The 17,508-nt window shown below is 37.8% G+C and carries 17 protein-coding genes, 2 pseudogenes and 1 other annotated feature; of the genes and pseudogenes, 11 read left to right on the top strand and 8 right to left on the bottom strand.

Translation table 11 applies throughout. The features are described from left to right. The first annotated feature begins 13 nt into the window (after positions 1-13). The gene (ndk, locus tag IPMB12_RS05310) at positions 14-439 is read left to right on the top strand and encodes a nucleoside-diphosphate kinase (RefSeq protein ID WP_166915647.1); all 426 of its coding nucleotides are present in this window, start codon (positions 14-16) and stop codon (positions 437-439) included. Between the two features lie 565 nt (positions 440-1,004). After that, positions 1,005-2,108, top strand: a complete 1,104-nt coding sequence (locus IPMB12_RS05315; RefSeq protein ID WP_166915649.1) for an extracellular solute-binding protein — start codon at positions 1,005-1,007, stop codon at positions 2,106-2,108. Positions 2,109-2,166: 58 nt separating this feature from the next. Here the strand turns inward: IPMB12_RS05315 and IPMB12_RS05320 are convergent, their stop codons facing one another. Next, entirely contained in the window at positions 2,167-2,778 is a 612-nt protein-coding gene (locus IPMB12_RS05320) for a GntR family transcriptional regulator (protein WP_166915651.1), read from the bottom strand. A gap of 292 nt (positions 2,779-3,070) precedes the next feature. Here IPMB12_RS05320 and IPMB12_RS05325 point away from each other — a divergent pair, with 292 nt between their 5' ends. Next, complete coding sequence (locus IPMB12_RS05325; RefSeq protein ID WP_166915653.1) at positions 3,071-4,171, top strand: mandelate racemase/muconate lactonizing enzyme family protein; 1,101 nt, start codon at positions 3,071-3,073, stop codon at positions 4,169-4,171. 42 nt (positions 4,172-4,213) lie between these two features. Beyond that, positions 4,214-5,479, top strand: a complete 1,266-nt coding sequence (locus IPMB12_RS05330; protein ID WP_166915655.1) for an MFS transporter — start codon at positions 4,214-4,216, stop codon at positions 5,477-5,479. Between the two features lie 61 nt (positions 5,480-5,540). Here the strand turns inward: IPMB12_RS05330 and manA are convergent, their stop codons facing one another. From manA to IPMB12_RS12240, 6 genes and pseudogenes are all read right to left on the bottom strand, one after another. Beyond that, a complete protein-coding gene (gene manA, locus IPMB12_RS05335) occupies positions 5,541-6,728 on the bottom strand; it encodes a mannose-6-phosphate isomerase, class I (RefSeq protein WP_166915657.1) in 1,188 nt (395 codons plus the stop codon). 31 nt (positions 6,729-6,759) lie between these two features. Next, entirely contained in the window at positions 6,760-7,134 is a 375-nt protein-coding gene (locus tag IPMB12_RS05340) for a DUF956 family protein (protein WP_166915659.1), read from the bottom strand. A 152-nt stretch (positions 7,135-7,286) separates the two neighbouring features. Continuing rightward, the gene (locus tag IPMB12_RS05345) at positions 7,287-8,198 is read right to left on the bottom strand and encodes a PTS system mannose/fructose/sorbose family transporter subunit IID (protein WP_166915661.1); all 912 of its coding nucleotides are present in this window, start codon (positions 8,196-8,198) and stop codon (positions 7,287-7,289) included. Between the two features lie 17 nt (positions 8,199-8,215). Next, positions 8,216-9,016 (bottom strand): PTS mannose/fructose/sorbose transporter subunit IIC, encoded by an 801-nt coding sequence (locus IPMB12_RS05350; protein WP_166915663.1) that lies wholly within the window; start codon positions 9,014-9,016, stop codon positions 8,216-8,218. A gap of 23 nt (positions 9,017-9,039) precedes the next feature. Continuing rightward, positions 9,040-9,582 (bottom strand): annotated as a pseudogene (locus tag IPMB12_RS12235) (PTS system mannose/fructose/N-acetylgalactosamine-transporter subunit IIB); the annotation flags it as partial. Between the two features lie 62 nt (positions 9,583-9,644). Continuing rightward, positions 9,645-10,020 (bottom strand): annotated as a pseudogene (locus tag IPMB12_RS12240) (PTS sugar transporter subunit IIA); the annotation flags it as partial. A 236-nt stretch (positions 10,021-10,256) separates the two neighbouring features. Between IPMB12_RS12240 and IPMB12_RS05360 the strand changes: the two are divergent. Beyond that, positions 10,257-11,078 carry a Cof-type HAD-IIB family hydrolase gene (locus IPMB12_RS05360; protein WP_166915668.1) on the top strand — a complete coding sequence of 274 codons (822 nt, stop codon included), beginning with the start codon at positions 10,257-10,259 and terminating at the stop codon, positions 11,076-11,078. Positions 11,079-11,394: 316 nt separating this feature from the next. Continuing rightward, positions 11,395-12,348 (top strand): TerC family protein, encoded by a 954-nt coding sequence (locus tag IPMB12_RS05365; protein ID WP_166915670.1) that lies wholly within the window; start codon positions 11,395-11,397, stop codon positions 12,346-12,348. A 63-nt stretch (positions 12,349-12,411) separates the two neighbouring features. Here IPMB12_RS05365 and IPMB12_RS05370 read toward each other — a convergent pair whose 3' ends face one another. Further along, entirely contained in the window at positions 12,412-12,648 is a 237-nt protein-coding gene (locus IPMB12_RS05370) for a hypothetical protein (protein ID WP_166915672.1), read from the bottom strand. Between the two features lie 357 nt (positions 12,649-13,005). On the opposite strand from IPMB12_RS05370, the gene thrS reads away from it, so the two are divergent. The 5 genes from thrS to pheS all read left to right on the top strand — a co-directional run bounded on the left by thrS (position 13,006) and on the right by pheS (position 17,497). Continuing rightward, a complete protein-coding gene (gene thrS, locus IPMB12_RS05375) occupies positions 13,006-14,934 on the top strand; it encodes a threonine--tRNA ligase (RefSeq protein WP_166915674.1) in 1,929 nt (642 codons plus the stop codon). Between the two features lie 3 nt (positions 14,935-14,937). Then, positions 14,938-15,477, top strand: a complete 540-nt coding sequence (gene infC, locus IPMB12_RS05380) for a translation initiation factor IF-3 (protein ID WP_166917702.1) — start codon at positions 14,938-14,940, stop codon at positions 15,475-15,477. 88 nt (positions 15,478-15,565) lie between these two features. After that, positions 15,566-15,763 carry a 50S ribosomal protein L35 gene (gene rpmI, locus IPMB12_RS05385; RefSeq protein WP_166915676.1) on the top strand — a complete coding sequence of 66 codons (198 nt, stop codon included), beginning with the start codon at positions 15,566-15,568 and terminating at the stop codon, positions 15,761-15,763. 48 nt (positions 15,764-15,811) lie between these two features. Next, on the top strand, positions 15,812-16,165 hold the full coding sequence (gene rplT, locus IPMB12_RS05390) for a 50S ribosomal protein L20 (RefSeq protein ID WP_166915678.1): 354 nt from the start codon (positions 15,812-15,814) through the stop codon (positions 16,163-16,165). Positions 16,166-16,312: 147 nt separating this feature from the next. Further along, positions 16,313-16,427, top strand: a sequence feature (Phe leader region). A gap of 86 nt (positions 16,428-16,513) precedes the next feature. Beyond that, on the top strand, positions 16,514-17,497 hold the full coding sequence (gene pheS / locus IPMB12_RS05395) for a phenylalanine--tRNA ligase subunit alpha (RefSeq protein WP_166915680.1): 984 nt from the start codon (positions 16,514-16,516) through the stop codon (positions 17,495-17,497). Positions 17,498-17,508: the final 11 nt, after the last annotated feature.

Consider the following 17,508-nt stretch of genomic DNA (forward strand, 5'->3'; position numbering starts at 1 on the left):
AAAGGATGCAGAGATGACTAAACAACAAACACTATCTATTCTTAAACCTAATGCGGTCAGAAAATCATTAATTGGGATGATTAATCTCCGCTTAGAACAGGCCAGACTGAATATTGTCGCAATGAAGATGCTGCATTTAACCAGAGAACAAGCGGCTGGTTTTTATGCTGAACATGAAGGTAAACCGTTCTTTGAAAACCTGCTCAAGTTTATGACGTCAGGTCCGGTTGTGGTACAGGTGTTAGAAGGTGAGGATGCCATCACTCGTTACCGTGAAGTGATGGGAGCCACAGATCCAAGTAAAGCTCTGGCTGGTACTATCCGTTATGACTTTGCTGACAGCGTGACAGAAAACGCAGCTCACGGTTCGGATTCGCCAGAATCTGCTGCGCGTGAAATTGCTTACTTCTTTACACCTAATGAGATTTTTCCAAAGTAATAGTATGTCCTGTCTATAATGCTTATCAATAAATTATCTACTAACATTACCTGTTGAGATTTCGACAGGTAATTTATGTAATCAATTGATTTTATTAAACATTTAAAAATTAATTTAATGTATTTAATAAGTTAAATTATATTTATGCACTCATTAATATATTTTAGCTGTTAAAGCCTCCATTGTATTTTGCTTATCATATTATTTTATAACATGATCTTTTAGCTGATTATTTCCCTAAATTTATTCATTAAAATTGGTAATAAATAATTTTTTAATAAAATATTGTTTTTAATTGTTATATTTAAAATAACTATTTGATTTTAAATGAAAAAATTAATTTTTCATTTTGTGAAAAAAGAGTAGCAAAAATAAGTTTTTCGCTATATTCTTAGAGCCGTAATACGAGGGTGGTTCCCTTCATCAGATGTTCATCTGGCTCGTGCTTACCGTGCTTTGTCTGACCAGCAAAGTGGGGTCTACAGTATTTAGTAGAACGCCATTTTGGTTCCATATTAAATCACTGTAGATTTTATTCAATTTGCACACACTGAGGGGCGTGCGGATGTTTAATTTAAATAAATGGTTCAAGGCAGTTTCTGCTGCTTTACTCGTTACAACTCCTTTCATGGTTTTAGCCAAAAATAAAACGTTATATATTTATAACTGGTCATCCTATATTGCGCCAGACACTATCAGTAACTTCGAAAAACAAACAGGTATCAAAGTCAATTATGACGTGTTTGATTCTAACGAAGTGCTAGAAAGTAAACTGATGGCAGGTAAAACAGGATTTGATCTAGTCGTTCCTTCTGACAGTTTTTTAGACCGTCAAGCACAAGCCGGCGTTTTTGAACCTTTGGATAAAAGTAAATTACCTAATTACAGTAATTTAGATGAAAATTTATTAAAAATGTTATCAGCACATGATCCAGGTAATACTTATGCGATTCCCTATATGTGGCTGACAACAGGTATTGGCTATAATGTTGATAAAGTGCGTCAGGTACTTGGTGATGATGCGCCGGTTGATAGCTGGGATTTAGTATTTAAACCTGAAAATTTAAAGAAACTGGAAAGTTGTGGTGTGGCGTTTTTAGATACACCAAGTGAAATATTTCCAACAGTACTTAACTATTTAGGGAAAGATCCAAATAGCCAGAACCCTGATGACTATAAAGCCGCAACTGACTTACTATTACAGTTACGTCCTTATATTAGCTATTTCCACTCATCTAAGTTTATTAATGATATTGCTAATGGCGATATCTGTGTAACGGTTGGCTGGTCTGGCGATATTATGCAGGGTATCAATGCTGCTAAAGAGGCTGGTAATGGCGTAAATGTGAAATACTTTATTCCAAAAGAGGGCGCAATTGCCTATTTTGACGTGTTTGCTATCCCTAAAGACGCTAAAAATAAAGATGAAGCTTATCAGTTTCTTAATTATTTAATGGAGCCAAAAGTGATTGCTGACATTAGTAATAACGTGTTTTATGCTAATGCTAATAAAGAATCCGGTCCTTATTTAAATGATGAAATTAAGAATAACCCGGCTATCTATCCTCCACAAGAAGTGATGGAAAAACTGTTCTCTTTACAAGTGATGCCGCCAAAAATTGACAGAATTATGACCAGAAGCTGGACAAGAATTTTATCAGATAAATAGTTCTTAGTGATTAATGAAAAAGCCACTTAATTAAGTGGCTTTTTTGTATTCGAGGAATCTAACTTAACGTTGAAAGCAGGCGCTTTTTCGAGTTATTGACGTGGTTTTCAATCGCTTGTTTAGTTTTATCTAAGTCACGTTCTAAAATAGCATCACAAATGGCCAGATGTTCTTCAGATGAGTAGAAAATAGCATTATCCTGCGGATTTTCTGCTCTGAGCATTCTAAGCCGATCATAAATAAAAGATAACATACGAATCACCAGTTCATTACGACAATCTTCCAGTAGTTGATGATGCAATTGATTGTCTGAACTCATCAGCAAATTGATATCTTTCGTTTTTAAACCAATTTGAATATTGTGTTTTATCTGTTGATAAATGGCAGTATTAATATTATGCCAGGAGAGGGTAAGTAGCATAATTTCGATATCAGCTCTGATTTGAAAAATATCAATTAGCTCTTTTAGAGTAATTGGCTTAACTACTTTAGTTTTATTCTTGGTGTAGTCGATCCAGCCTTCATTGATTAGGCGGAAGATTGCTTCCCTTAGCGGCGTGCGGCTAATATTAAATTTAGCACAAAGATCACTTTCCGAAATTGCGCCAGTTATTTCATTTTGAATGATTCTATTTTTCAGTTCCTGATAAATTTCTTCATTCGAATTCATCTTAGATTCCATGTCTAGACCATATTTATATCGGTGTAATTAGTACACATAGGCTTTTAAATTATCCGCTTATTATAGCGCGTTATTTGTATTCACGTTAATTGAATATTCAGGCGCACATCCTTCTTTTTGATTTCTCACAGATAAAATATTAAAACGAGATCTGCTTAACAAAATTATCAAATTGTCGTTGATCTTTACCTTGTTTAATTTAATGTATAAATATTGTATACAATTTGTATTTATATTTTATACCTAGTAATTATCATACATTAATCACAGGAGAAAGAAGATGAAAATTGTTAAAGCTGAACTTTTAATGGTTGATTTAAAACCAAAAGTCAAAAGAACTGATGCGATGCAATCTTTTGAGTCGCAAGAGACGCCTATTTTGAAGTTAACCACAGAAAGTGGGGAAGTAGGTGTTGGTTATACTTACACCATTGGTACTGGTGGCTCATCCATTATTGCATTACTTAAAGATCATCTTTTACCTAAATTGATCGGACGCGACTCCTCGATGATTCAGGAAATCTGGCAAAGCCTGCTGGTTTCGACTCATGCGACTTCTGTTGGTGCAATTACTTCTCTGTCTTTAGCGGCAATTGATACGGCGCTTTGGGATCTTAAATGTAAACGTTTGAATCAACCTCTGTATAAAGTGGCTGGTGGGGCAAAGTCTAAACTGCGTCTTTATACAACAGAAGGTGGCTGGCTGCATCTGTCAACGGAAGAGCTGGTACGTGATGCGCTGGACGTGAAGAGCAAAGGTTTCTGTGGCTCTAAAATTAAAATTGGTTCACCAAATATGAACCGGGATATTGAGCGTTTAGAAGCGGTCAGAAAAGCGGTGGGTGATGATTATGTGATTATGACTGACTGTAATCAGGCACTGAAACTGTCTGATGCTAAGCAACGTGCTTCACTACTTGAACATACTGTTCTGTCATGGATTGAGGAGCCATTTTTGGCACATGATGTTAGCTCTCATAAACAGCTGGCTGAATCAACGACGATTCCTGTGGCTGTGGGGGAGTCGATTTACTCAATTCAACACTTTAAAGAATACTTAGAAAATCAGGCCGCCAGCATTATTCAGGTTGATGTGGCCCGTATTGGCGGTATTACGCCATGGCTGAAAGTGGCGCATATGGCGGAGTGCTTTAATACGCTGGTTTGTCCGCACTTCTTAATGGAGCTGCATATTTCACTGTGCTGTGCGATCGAGAACAGTAAATGGTTAGAGTACATTCCGCAACTCGACACTATTACTTTAGATAAAGTCAAAATTGAAGACGGTTTTGCTTATCCTCCACAAGAACCAGGGCTTGGTATTAAATGGGATTGGGACATGATTTATAAAGAAACTTTAGTTCAACATATTATCCAATAGCATTAAAAACACATTAAGTTTCAATAACAATAAGGTGATAGTATGTTTAAAAATAAAGTTCGGTGGTCTCTCGCCACAGTCATGTTTTTCGGCGGTATCATCAATTATATGGACCGTGCTTCGTTATCGGTAATGGCTCCATTTATTGAAAAAGACCTTAATCTGACAGAGACTCAGATGGGGATTGTTTTTAGTAGTTTCTTTCTTGGTTACGCGCTATTTTGCTTTGTTGGTGGAATTTGTGCGGATAAGTTTGGTCCCAGAAAAACCATGGCAGGAGCAATGGGACTTTGGTCATTATTCTGTGGTTTAACCGCCATGGTGACCGGATTCTTTTCGATGGTGGTTATTCGGGTGCTCTTTGGTATGGGTGAAGGGCCACTGGGTACTACAAATAATAAAACTATCAAAAGCTGGTTTCCACGTAAAGAGGCTGCTTTTGCTACCGGTTTTATTAACTCCGGACAACCTTTAGGTGGTGCTCTTTGTGGTCCTATTGTTGGTTTCTTAGCACTATCTTTAGGTTGGCGTATTGCATTTGTTGTGATTATGTTACTTGGCTTTATCTGGATCTTCTTTTGGCTGCGTGCTGCCAGAGATACTCCGGAACAACACCCTGATGTCAGTGCACAAGAACTTGCTTATATTCGCAGTGATACTTCATCAGAAGTAAAAATCGACAACTCTGTCAAAATAAAACTGAGCTACTATTTGAAAAAACCGACAATTTGGTTTATTGCCCTTGGTTACTTTTCTTATAGCTATGTTTTATCCTTCTTTATCACCTGGTTCCCGACTTATCTGGTGCGTGCACATGGCCTTGATATCAAAACCATGGGTTTTGTAAATGCAATTCCATGGCTATTTGGGGCGATTGGGTTACTGACTGGTGGTCTGATTTGTGACTGGTTATACCGCAGAAGTGGTAAAGCATTGTCATCAAGCAAAAAGGTGGTCGTGACTGGTATGTTGGTTTCTGCTTGCAGCATCATTTATGCTAGTAATATTTCCTCTATTTACCCGGCTGTAGTGCTGATGACTTTAACCGTTTATGCACTGTACAATGCAGGAACCTGTATCTGGTCAACAGTGATTGATACGATTCCAGCCAAGAGTATTGGTAGTGTGGGCGGCTTTATTCATTTAATCGCTAACTTAGCCGGTATTATTGGTCCAACATTAACCGGGGTTATTTTGCAACAGAGTCAGTCTTTCCCTCTCACGTTCGTTATTGTGGGAAGTGTTGCTGTAGTTGGTGCTCTGGCTATATCTTTTACTAAACCGATACTGATGCCTGCTCATAGTTAATCTGACTGGTGTGATAAAAAAGCCTGATATTGTTATCAGGCTTTTATTTTTAAACGGTAAATTAATTAAATGCTCTGGCTAGCTGGCCTACGCCTTGGTAACGATATTCTTTTGCACCAAAGGCGATAAAGAGTGATTCACCAGGTTTAATAGTGAAACTATCTGTTGCCGTCTCAACGGTGACTTGTCCGGCAAGGCAGAATAGAATTTCTGGACTATTTACCGGTTCTGTCCGTTTCTGTTCATCACTATTGATAATCTCAAATTTAAAATCACTGACAGGTACCGGAAAATCGATTTTATTTTGGTTTATTTGTGGCTTAGTCAGTAAGTTTGCCAGAGGAATACTGTGAAAACGGGTATTGTCGATCAGTTCAGTGACATCGATATATTTAGGTGTCAGACCTGCACGTAATACGTTATCAGAGTTAGCCATGATCTCCATCCCTGTGCCCTGAACATAAGCGTGTGGTGTTTCTGCGCCCAGATACATTGCCTGGCCAGGTTTAAGTTCAATGACATTTAAGATGAGAGGCATAAATAAGCCAATATCATCAGGATAGTCCAACACCATGCTTTTAATCAGACTAGTGACTTCATCATCTTTTTTCTCAATACTTATCAGTAATTGAGCAATAGCTTTTTGGCGTGTTTCTTTAGGTAAGGTGAGCAAAGTCTGGAAGAAAACTTTGAGTTGTTCTGCACCCGGATGGCGCTTTAATTCTTGTACAAAGTCAGAGAGTGCCGGGCAATTTAGTTTTTCAAAACCGGCAATGATATCTTCAATCGGTCTGAAAGCATTCATTGCTTTATAAGGTGTGAGTGCATATACCAGTTCTGGTTTATGATTTGGGTCTTTATAATTTCTCTTTGGATCATTAAGCGCAATACCTGCCTGATTTTCTCGCTCAAAACCCAGTTTTGCTTTATGCTGCTGAGGGTGAACCTGAATTGATAATGGTTTTGCCGCAGCTAAAACTTTGAACAGGTAAGGAAGACCGTGGAACTGTTGATACGTTCTCTCACCGAGCATAAATAACGGGTCTGATTGGATTAAACTATCAAGATTAGTTCTTTCATTGGATGAATTAATTGCGACTGAACAACCATTTGGATGTGTTCCCATCCAGATTTCTGCTTGTGGCTTTTGGGTGGGATTGGCAATATCAAATAATTCTGTTATTGCTGTTTTGCTTCCCCAGTCATAATTTTTGATTTCGTTTTGAAGTTTCCAGATTGTTGTATTCATATTTATTTCCAGAGCGTATTTATCTCTAAAATTAGTTACCCTTTTTCTTTCTTGTAAAGGCGCGTTTAATTACACCAAAGAAACCTAACGACCTTACCATTTTTTCGCTATCAATATAGACGCGAATCGCCCTTAATACTTTTTTAGGATCTTTTGATGCAAAAGTGAAGGTTCCATTATGTTTTGTCTGAATGGCATAACGAGGGATCCATTTTCCACCAAATAGAACAGATGCAGTGACATATTCAACTTCTTCCCATGGAACCTGAATATATTTTTGAGGATTTCGGTTCTCATAAAATTCAAATGCCTTATCACCAATCATGATTTGACCATATTCGGGTAATCCAATAAACATGGTGCCTTTAATGACCAGATCAACTTTTGTATTTAAAGATTGGACCATTTTTATTTATTTCCATAAATGCAAATAATTTCCAATTTTATTGAAAGATTATTTTATCAAGAGATTGTTTTATTACTATTTATTTAAAACTGACAAGATATTATGTATAAAAAATGCAGGGCAAATGCCCTGCAAGTTTACTTAGATCTTTGTTACAGAAGCCCAATAAGATGGCCGCCAATACCAACAACAAATAATCCCAGGATTATAATAATTGGTGATACTTTTTTGCGTAATAGCCACATACACAGGAACGTTAGTAACAACGGTGTTAAGCCTGGAATTAACTGATCCAGGTTATTCTGTAATGATGTTACTTTCTCTTGAGTTAGGGATAAACCACTTTGCATTTGTATTAATGCACTTTTTATTCCTTCACCACCAAGAGGTAATGAGCTCCAGTCAATAAATGCACCGTTATCCAGCTTAACTGTTGATACAATCGGTTTGAAATTGATGGATACCCACCTTTGTACCAAGGCCGCCAGAACAAACATACCAAGAATAGATGCACCTTTGGTGATTTTTTGTAATAACCCGCCAGATAAGTTATCTGTAATTTTAGAACCGGTTTTGTAACCAAATTCCTGGGTATACCAAATAAAGCCCCAACGGATAATATTCCATATTACAAAGAATAAAATTGGACCAATAATGTTACCGCTCATTGCTAAAGATGCACCAAGTGCACCAAGCATTGGACGAACAGTAAACCAGAACACAGGATCCCCTACACCGGCAAGTGGTCCCATCATCCCGACTTTTACACCTTGAATTGCAACATCATCAACTGCTGCACCATTAGCACGTTCTTCCTCTAATGCAAGGGTAACACCTAAAACAGGTGCTGCTACATAAGGATGTGTATTAAAAAACTCCAGGTGACGTTTTAGTGCTGCAGATCTATCTTCTTTCGTTTGATATAACTTTTTGATAGCAGGGATCATTGCATATACCCAGCCACCATTTTGCATACGTTCATAGTTCCATGAACCTTGAAGGAAGGTTGAACGCCATGCAACAGCCAGACGATCTTTTTTAGTTAATTGAATTTTTTGTTCCATTTTAATTCTCCCAGCCCTTAGTAATCATTCAGAATATCATCAAGTGGATCGCCATGGCCTCCGCCATTTGATGAGCCCCCACGTTCTGAAAGATTTAAGTAAATAAGCGCTAAAGCAATACCTAAAGCACCAAGTGCGATTAATGTTAACTGAGAAATGGCAGCAACAACAAAACCGATGATAAAGAATGGCCATACTTCTTTGTTTGCCATCATATTTATTACCATTGCATAACCAACAGCAACAACCATACCACCACCAATTGCCATACCTGTAGTTAACCATTCAGGCATTGAATTTAAAGTATTTTGTACAACTTCTGCAGGGATGAAGAGAAGCGCACCAGCTGGAATTGCAATGCGTAGTCCTTGCATACAAATGGCAAGAATTTGTAACAGTTCAATTTGACCAATATTGCCTTTTTCTGCTGCTGCGTCCATCATGTGAACAATAGGAACAGCTAGAGTACGTACAATCATTGTTAAGAATAACCCAGCAACAGCTAGTGGAATTGCAACAGCGATAGCAGTTGATACACCATTAATACCTTGTCCGCCTAGAACAAGAATAATTGCTGAAGCGACGGAGGCCAGGGCGGCATCAGGCGCAACGGCGGCACCTATGTTTGCCCAACCAAGTGCGATCATTTGTAATGTACCACCAAGTATAACGCCAGCTTCCAGATTACCTGTTACTAAACCGATTAATGAACAAGCGACGAGCGGTTGGTGAAATTGAAATTGGTCCAAAATACCTTCCATTCCTGCAAGGAAGGCAACTATTAAAACTAAAACTATAGCTATAATAGATAATGTCATAATAAAACCTCTTAAGTTTAGTACTACTTATTTTGTTCAGCTAATTCGTCTTTCGCTTTTTTCAGTAATTCATCCATATTGCTATTGGAATCATTTGGAACTTTACGAACATCGAATTTAACATTGTTTTGTTTTAGCTTTTCAAAAACCGCAACATCGTCAGCATTCATTGATAATACTTTATTAACCATTACTTTACCGACAGAATGTGCCATTGAACCAATGTTAAGTGAGGTTATTTCTACACCGCCTTCCATTGCTTGTAGTACATCTTGAGGATTTTCAAATAGCAGTAAAGCTTTAGTATTACCAAAGCGAGGGTCTTTTGATATTTCAATCAGTTTTTTAATTGGTATAACGTTTGCTTTGACTCCAGGAGGCGCTGCTTGTTCAATAAGCTTCTTCCTTAAGTCATCTTTGGCAACAGAATCAGAGACAACAATAATTCTGTTTGGACTTGTAGCTTGTGTCCATGCAGTTGCAACTTGACCATGAAGTAATCGTGAGTCGACTCTGGCAAGCACAATGTTAAGTTTTCCATTTCCAACAACTGTGCCAGCTGGAATGGTTTTGGCAGATGATTTAGTGTGTTTATCTTTTGACTGGAATTTTGCTGAAGTTGTGTTGATGCCTTCTTGGGCTGGTTCTATAATTGCAGCTGCAATTTCTTCAGCTGAATTCATCGATAATCTGGATGTATAGGCTTCAATTAGCATAGGTAAATTTAGACCTGATACGACAGTCCATTTATCCTTATTTTCCAAACATAAGCCATTTGCCTGATTAAACGGGGTTCCTCCCCACAGATCAACTAAAAATAGAACCTCTTCTGAGTTTTCGAAAGTTGCTATCGCTTCTTTCATTCTATCTTTTAAACTATCTGGACTATCACCAGGGTGCAACGTGACTGCTTTAACATTTTGTTGCTCCCCAAAAATCATAGTGCCTGATTGCAAAATACCTGTAGCAAAATCACCATGACTTGCCAGGATTATCCCTACCATACTTGTACCTCCCTATTTTATATAACACTTTGCATAATATAAAATTTTATAAAAATATGGAATATGAATAGTTGTTATTTTTAGGTTATTTGAGGTTCATCATATTTTTACTTTACTATTGATAGATAGTAGCAGTAAAAAGACGTTTATTAAAGACAAAATGAGAATACGTTGATAAAATTAGAAAATTGTTTTTAACAGATATTGGGTTTCTTCAATTAACCAGAGAATAGATTATGTATAAACTTGTTGCCTGTGACATGGATGAAACCCTGTTAAATGAAGATAAACAGATTTCAGAACAAAATAAATTAGCCATTCAAAAAGCCAGAGAATTGGGCGTGCAGTTTGTTCTTGCCAGTGGCAGGGGCTTTCCTACTATGCAAAACGCTCTAAAAACATTGAATCTGCATAACCTGAAACATGAATATGTGATCTCATTTAATGGTGGCGTCATCACAGAAAACTTTGAAAATACCATTTTAGAAGTGAACGGTATCTCTTTCCTGCAAGCAAAAGAGATTGTTGCTTTGGGTACAAATTATGACGTAGGTATGCATATCTATACACTAAATGATGTGTATGTTTACCGTATGGACGCAGCCGAAAAAGAGTACGTTACCGGACGACTTGATGGCTATATTGAACTGACTGAAGCGAATATTGACTTTTTGAGTGATGTACAAATTATTAAGGTGCTTTTTTATAATCTGAATATGGATTATTTAAAACAGCTTGAAGCAAGCTTATCTGAGGATATTGCCAGTCAATATACTATTAGTTATTCCGCCAATCGTTATATTGAATTCAATCAAAAAGGCGTGAGTAAAGGGACAGCACTTAAGAAACTGGCAGAGAAATTAAATATTCCGGTAGAACAGATTATAGCAATAGGTGATAACAGCAATGATATTGCGATGATCAAATTTGCTGGTTTAGGTGTTAGTGTACAAAATGGTACAGCTGAGGTAAAACAAGCAGCTAACTATATTTGTCAGGCAAACCATAATCAGTCAGCAGTGGCAGAAATGTTAACTAAATTTGTTTTGAATAAGTAAATTTTTAAGAAATTATTCTCTTTTTTAGTGTCTGGATCCGACGCCCTCTTGACGTAACTCATGACATACAGTATGTTACGCATCAGCAAAGGGGAGTAACTTTGTTGTCGATTAATCGTCATTACGGTATCTACAGATACCCGGTTATCGAGCAACCCTCCGGTTGTAAGTGAGACCTTGCCAGAAGGCGAGGTATGCTTATAAAAAATTAAGTGGCTACGTTTTCTGACGTTGGCCATTTTTTTTGGCCTGAATTTAGGAATAAATTAGGTACAGACGATGAATATCAATATCATTGTCAAAAGGAGAGAAATTTATGGTATCGGTTGGAACACCATTACTTTGGGGAAGTTTTGCAGCCATTGTTGCTGTTATGTTAATGATTGACCTTTTTTTACAAGGAAAGAATAAAGGCAGTGTGATGACCATGAAGCAGGCAGCACGCTGGTCATGTTTATGGATTAGCTTAGCATTACTGTTTAATTTAGGTCTTTGGTGGCATTTAAAAAATACTGTTGGTAGTGAAATTGCAGCAACTCAGGCCACGGCATTTTTAACAGGTTATTTGATTGAAAAAGCTTTAGCGGTTGATAACGTATTTGTCTGGTTAATGTTATTTAACTATTTCACTGTTCCACCAGCTTATCAGCGTCGTGTGCTGGTGTATGGCGTAATGGGGGCTATTGTCCTGCGCGTTATCATGATTTTTGCTGGTATTCAGTTAATTACTCAGTTCCACTGGTTACTCTACGTTTTTGGTCTGTTTTTATTATTCACAGGCTTGAAAATGGCGTTTGCCAAAGAGAGTGATGTGCCTATTGGCGAAAGAGGAATAGTGAAATGGCTACGCAATAAGATGCGTATGACTGATGAAATGCATGGAGAGAGATTCTTTGTTCGACATAAAGGGGTTATCTATGCCACGCCACTACTTTTAGTTCTGCTCTTAGTTGAAATTAGTGATGTGATTTTTGCTGTTGATAGTATTCCGGCTATTTTTGCGGTAACGACAGACCCATTTATTGTGTTAACGTCTAACTTATTTGCAATTCTTGGTTTGCGTGCCATGTATTTCTTACTGGCGAATGTGGCAGAGAAGTTCTCATTACTCAAATATGGTTTAGCAGTTATTTTAATCTTTATCGGTATTAAGATGTTACTGCTGGATATCTTCCATATTCCGGTGGGAATTTCTCTTGGTGTTGTGGCGGCAATTTTAGTGATTACTATGATAGTGAATGTCTGGTATAACAAGAAATATAATAAGTAATCGGAATTAAATATGAAATTAAACCACTCTAAATATAGAGTGGTTTTTTTGTTGTGACAGAAGTTACTTAGTGCTTTGCTGATATACCCAAATCGCAACGATCAGAGAGGTGAGTACCGCCAGAGCCATAACAAAAATAATCTCAGCGATATAAAAAAATTGCCCGCCATGATAGAGCCAGTAAGGGCCAAGATCGAACGTATTCATAACGATAAAAGTGAGACAGACAAGTCCATTAAGGATGCTGATTAAAGAGAGGGCAATTGAAGTAATAGCAAGCGGTTTAAGTATATTTTGCATAGTTGTTCTTAGGTTGTTCAGGATTTAGTTTTTATTGTGGTGCTATTATAATAATTTATGGGGTTAATTACTAACTGCATTTTAGATAAGTGGTTTTGGTATATCGACTATAAATATCCTGAATATTCCACAGCAGTGTTTTTTCCTGAATGCATTCTGTCTAAAAAATGAGTTAATCACGACATTGTTTATTCTAAAATTTTACACTAAACTCTTATCCTGCCTATTTAAAACACACTAAATTAGTGATATCCTATTGCACCTAAATATTGTATTTAGCATTTACAAATAACAATCAAACAATGATTATTGCACGTGCGCTGTCGTGTGGCGCACCACTGTAGCTAAGGAATTACCATGCCAGTTATTACTCTTCCTGACGGAAGTCAACGTCAATTTGATAAACCAGTTACTGTTCTTGAAGTTGCTCAAAGTATTGGAGCAGGTCTTGCGAAGGCGTGTATTGCCGGACGCGTGAACGGTGAACGTCGTGATGCTTGTGATTTAATCGCTGAAGATGCAACGCTCGCTATTATTACTGCGAAAGATGAAGACGGTCTTGAGATTATTCGTCACTCATGTGCTCACTTACTTGGACACGCTATCAAACAACTCTGGCCAACCACGCAAATGGCGATTGGTCCAACGATTGATAATGGTTTCTATTATGATGTTGATTTAGACCATACCTTAACTCAGGAAGATCTTGAGAAGCTTGAAGCGCGTATGCTTGAGCTGGCAAAAACTAATTATGACGTGATTAAAAAGAATGTTTCATGGCAAGAAGCAAGAGACATTTTTGTGGCGCGTAATGAACCTTATAAAATTGCAATTCTTGATGAAAATGTACCAAAAGATTCTAAACCGGGTCTTTATCATCATCAGGAATATGTTGATATGTGTCGTGGTCCGCACGTACCAAACATGCGTTTTTGTCACCACTTTAAATTACAAAAAGTTGCTGGTGCATACTGGCGCGGTGATAGTAACAATAAAATGTTACAACGTATTTACGGTACTGCATGGGCGGATAAAAAACAATTAGATGCTTACTTGTTACGTCTGGAAGAAGCAGCAAAACGTGATCACCGTCGTATCGGTAAACAACTTGATCTGTATCATATGCAGGAAGAAGCACCAGGTATGGTGTTCTGGCATAATGACGGCTGGACTATCTACCGTGAACTTGAAGCGTTTGTCCGCGTTAAGTTAAAAGATTATCAGTATCAGGAAGTTAAAGGCCCATTTATGATGGATCGCGTGCTGTGGGAAAAAACTGGGCACTGGCAAAACTATAAAGATTTAATGTTTACGACTTCATCTGAAAATCGTGAATATTGTGTAAAACCAATGAACTGCCCAGGTCACGTGCAGATTTTTAATCAGGGATTAAAATCTTACCGTGATTTACCATTACGTATGGCTGAGTTTGGTAGCTGTCATCGTAACGAACCATCAGGTTCATTACATGGATTGATGCGTGTTCGTGGCTTTACTCAGGATGATGCGCATATCTTCTGTACAGAAGATCAAATCCGTAGCGAAGTCAGTAGCTGTATCAAAATGGTTTATGATGTTTACAGTACATTTGGTTTTGAGCGAATCTCTGTGAAATTATCGACTCGTCCGGCTAAACGTATCGGGCGCGACGAAATTTGGGATATTGCAGAAAAAGATTTAGCAGAATGCTTAACTGAGAACGGTATTGAATTTGAATATCTGCCGGGCGAAGGTGCATTCTACGGTCCTAAGATTGAGTTTACCCTACATGATAGTTTAGAGCGTGCATGGCAATGTGGTACTGTACAATTAGACTTTATGTTACCTGAACGTTTAGAAGCCTCTTACGTGGGTGAAGATAATGAACGTCATATTCCGGTTATGATTCACCGTGCAATTTTAGGTTCTATGGAACGTTTTATCGGTATTTTAACTGAAGAATGTGCGGGTTTCTTCCCGACATGGCTTGCTCCGCAACAAGTGGCAGTAATTAATATTACTGATAATCAGGCGGACTATGTACAAAAACTGGTAGATAAATTACAGGCAGCAGGTATTCGTGCTAAAGCTGATCTTCGAAATGAAAAAATTGGCTTTAAAATTCGCGAACACACATTAAAACGTGTACCATATATGCTGGTTTGTGGCGACAAAGAGGTTGAAGCTGGTAAAGTTTCGGTCAGAACACGTCGTGGTAAAGATCTTGGTAGCTTTGATGTCGATCATGTTATAGAATTACTGCAAAATGAAATCCGTACTCGAAGTTTAACCCAATTGGAGGAATAGAGTATTAAAGCTGGTAAACGAATTCAACCGACTCGTGCCCACAGAATCAATGATGAGATTACTGGGCGCGAAGTACGACTAACAGGTATTGAAGGTGAACAACTTGGTATCGTTAGTTTAAATGAAGCTCTTAAACAAGCTGAAGAAGCAAGTTTAGATTTAGTCGAAATTAGTCCGAATGCGGAACCTCCAGTGTGCCGTATCATGGATTACGGCAAGTTCCTTTACGAGAAAAGTAAAGCAACAAAAGAACAGAAGAAGAAGCAAAAGGTTGTTCAGGTTAAGGAAATTAAATTCCGACCTGGTACAGACGAAGGCGATTATCAGGTAAAACTACGCAACCTGATTCGCTTTCTTGAAGACGGCGATAAAGCCAAAGTTACGCTACGTTTCCGTGGTCGTGAAATGGCTCACCAGCAGATTGGTATCGAGATGCTTGATCGTATCAAAGAAGACCTTTCTGAGTTAGGCGTTGTTGAATCTTATCCAACTAAGATTGAAGGACGTCAAATGATAATGGTAATCGCACCTAAGAAGAAGTAATTGGTTTTCAAGTAATAAAACTGCTTAACCGTAGTCTTATTCACCCTTTACTTTATGTTATTAACAATGCGAAGTGGAATATTTTATTATGCCAAAAATTAAAACTGTACGCGGCGCGGCTAAGCGCTTCAAAAAAACAGCTTCTGGTGGTTTTAAACACAAGCAAGCTAACAAGAGTCATATCTTAACTAAAAAAGCAACTAAACGTAAACGTCACCTACGTGGTTTAACCATGGTATCAAAAGGTGATCATGGTTTAGTTTCAGCGTGTGTTCCATACGCTTAATTTTTTAAGAATTACATTTAAATTATTATTTTTTAGAGGATAAAGTTTATGGCTCGCGTTAAACGTGGTGTTATCGCTCGTGCACGTCACAAGAAAGTTTTAAAACAAGCAAAAGGTTATTATGGTGCACGTTCTCGTGTATATCGTGTTGCATTCCAGGCTGTTATCAAAGCTGGTCAATACGCATACCGTGACCGTCGTCAACGTAAACGTCAATTCCGTCAATTATGGATTGTGCGTATCAATGCTGCAGCTCGTCAATGTGGTTTATCTTACAGCCGTTTCATCAATGGCTTAAAGAAAGCATCTATTGAGATCGATCGTAAGATCCTTGCTGATATCGCAGTATTTGATAAAGTTGCGTTTTCTGCACTAGTTGAAAAAGCTAAAGCAGCACTGTAACTTTTTTGAGAAAGAGGGGATTACCCCTCTTTTTTATTTCTTGTAATTAATGATACAGAGCAAGAAATAGTGGATAAAATTTTATAAAAACTCCAATAAAATCAATTAATTATGATTTATTAAAATAAGTTATTTAAATACAGGAATATAAACATGCATCCAGTTATTTTTGGTTTCTTTTTTAGCTTTAGATAAGGTTCATTTTGAGGCAAAATGAGAAACGAAAAATAATTGAAGAGCCTCAGAAAGAGGCTCTTTTTGTTTTTATCTTAAGTAAACGTTTATCACATATACGTTTAGACAATACAAAGTATCACGCCAAATATTGAGTGATGAAAGAGGGTGACTATGTCTCAGTTAGCGGAACTAGTTAAGAACGCAAAAGTTGCAATTGAAGGTGCAGCAGATATCAACGGGATTGAACAAATCCGTGTTGAATATTTAGGTAAGAAAGGTCATTTTACCTTACAGATGGCTTCATTACGTGATGTTCCGGCAGAGGAACGTCCTGCTGTTGGTCAAAAAATTAATGATGCTAAGCAAGAAGTGGTGACAGCTTTAAATAGCCGTAAAGAGTATTTAGAAGGGGCTGCACTGAATGCCAAACTTGCCAGTGAAACGATTGATATTTCTCTGCCGGGTAAGCGTATGGAAAACGGTGGCCTACACCCGATTACCCGTACGATTCAACGCCTGGAATCATTCTTTGGTCAACTTGGCTTTTCGGTTGAAACCGGACCTGAAATTGAAGATGCTTACCACAACTTTGATGCGTTAAATATTCCTGCTCATCACCCGGCACGGGCCGATCATGATACTTTCTGGTTTGATGCTGATCGTCTACTGCGTACGCAAACCTCCAGCGTGCAAATCAGAACCATGGAACATCAAAAACCACCAATTCGTATTATTGCGCCGGGTCGTACGTATCGTAACGATTATGATCAGACGCATACGCCGATGTTCCATCAAATTGAAGGATTACTCATTGATAAAGATATTAGCTTTACTCATTTAAAAGGGTTATTGCATGACTTCTTACATCACTTCTTTGAAGATGATATGACTATTCGTTTCAGACCGGGCTACTTTCCGTTTACTGAACCATCAGCAGAAGTAGATATTAAAGGCAAAAATGGCAAATGGTTAGAAGTACTTGGTTGCGGTATGGTGCATCCAAATGTACTACGTAATGTAGGTATTGATCCGGACGTGTACTCTGGCTTCGCATTTGGTATGGGGATTGAACGTTTAACGATGCTGCGTTATGGCGTCTCTGATTTACGTTCATTCTTTGAAAACGATCTTCGTTTCTTAAAACAATTTAAATAAGCAGGAGCCAA

Origin of the sequence: Zophobihabitans entericus (genome assembly GCF_011745665.1) — a bacterium.
Lineage (GTDB): Bacteria > Pseudomonadota > Gammaproteobacteria > Enterobacterales > Orbaceae > Zophobihabitans > Zophobihabitans entericus.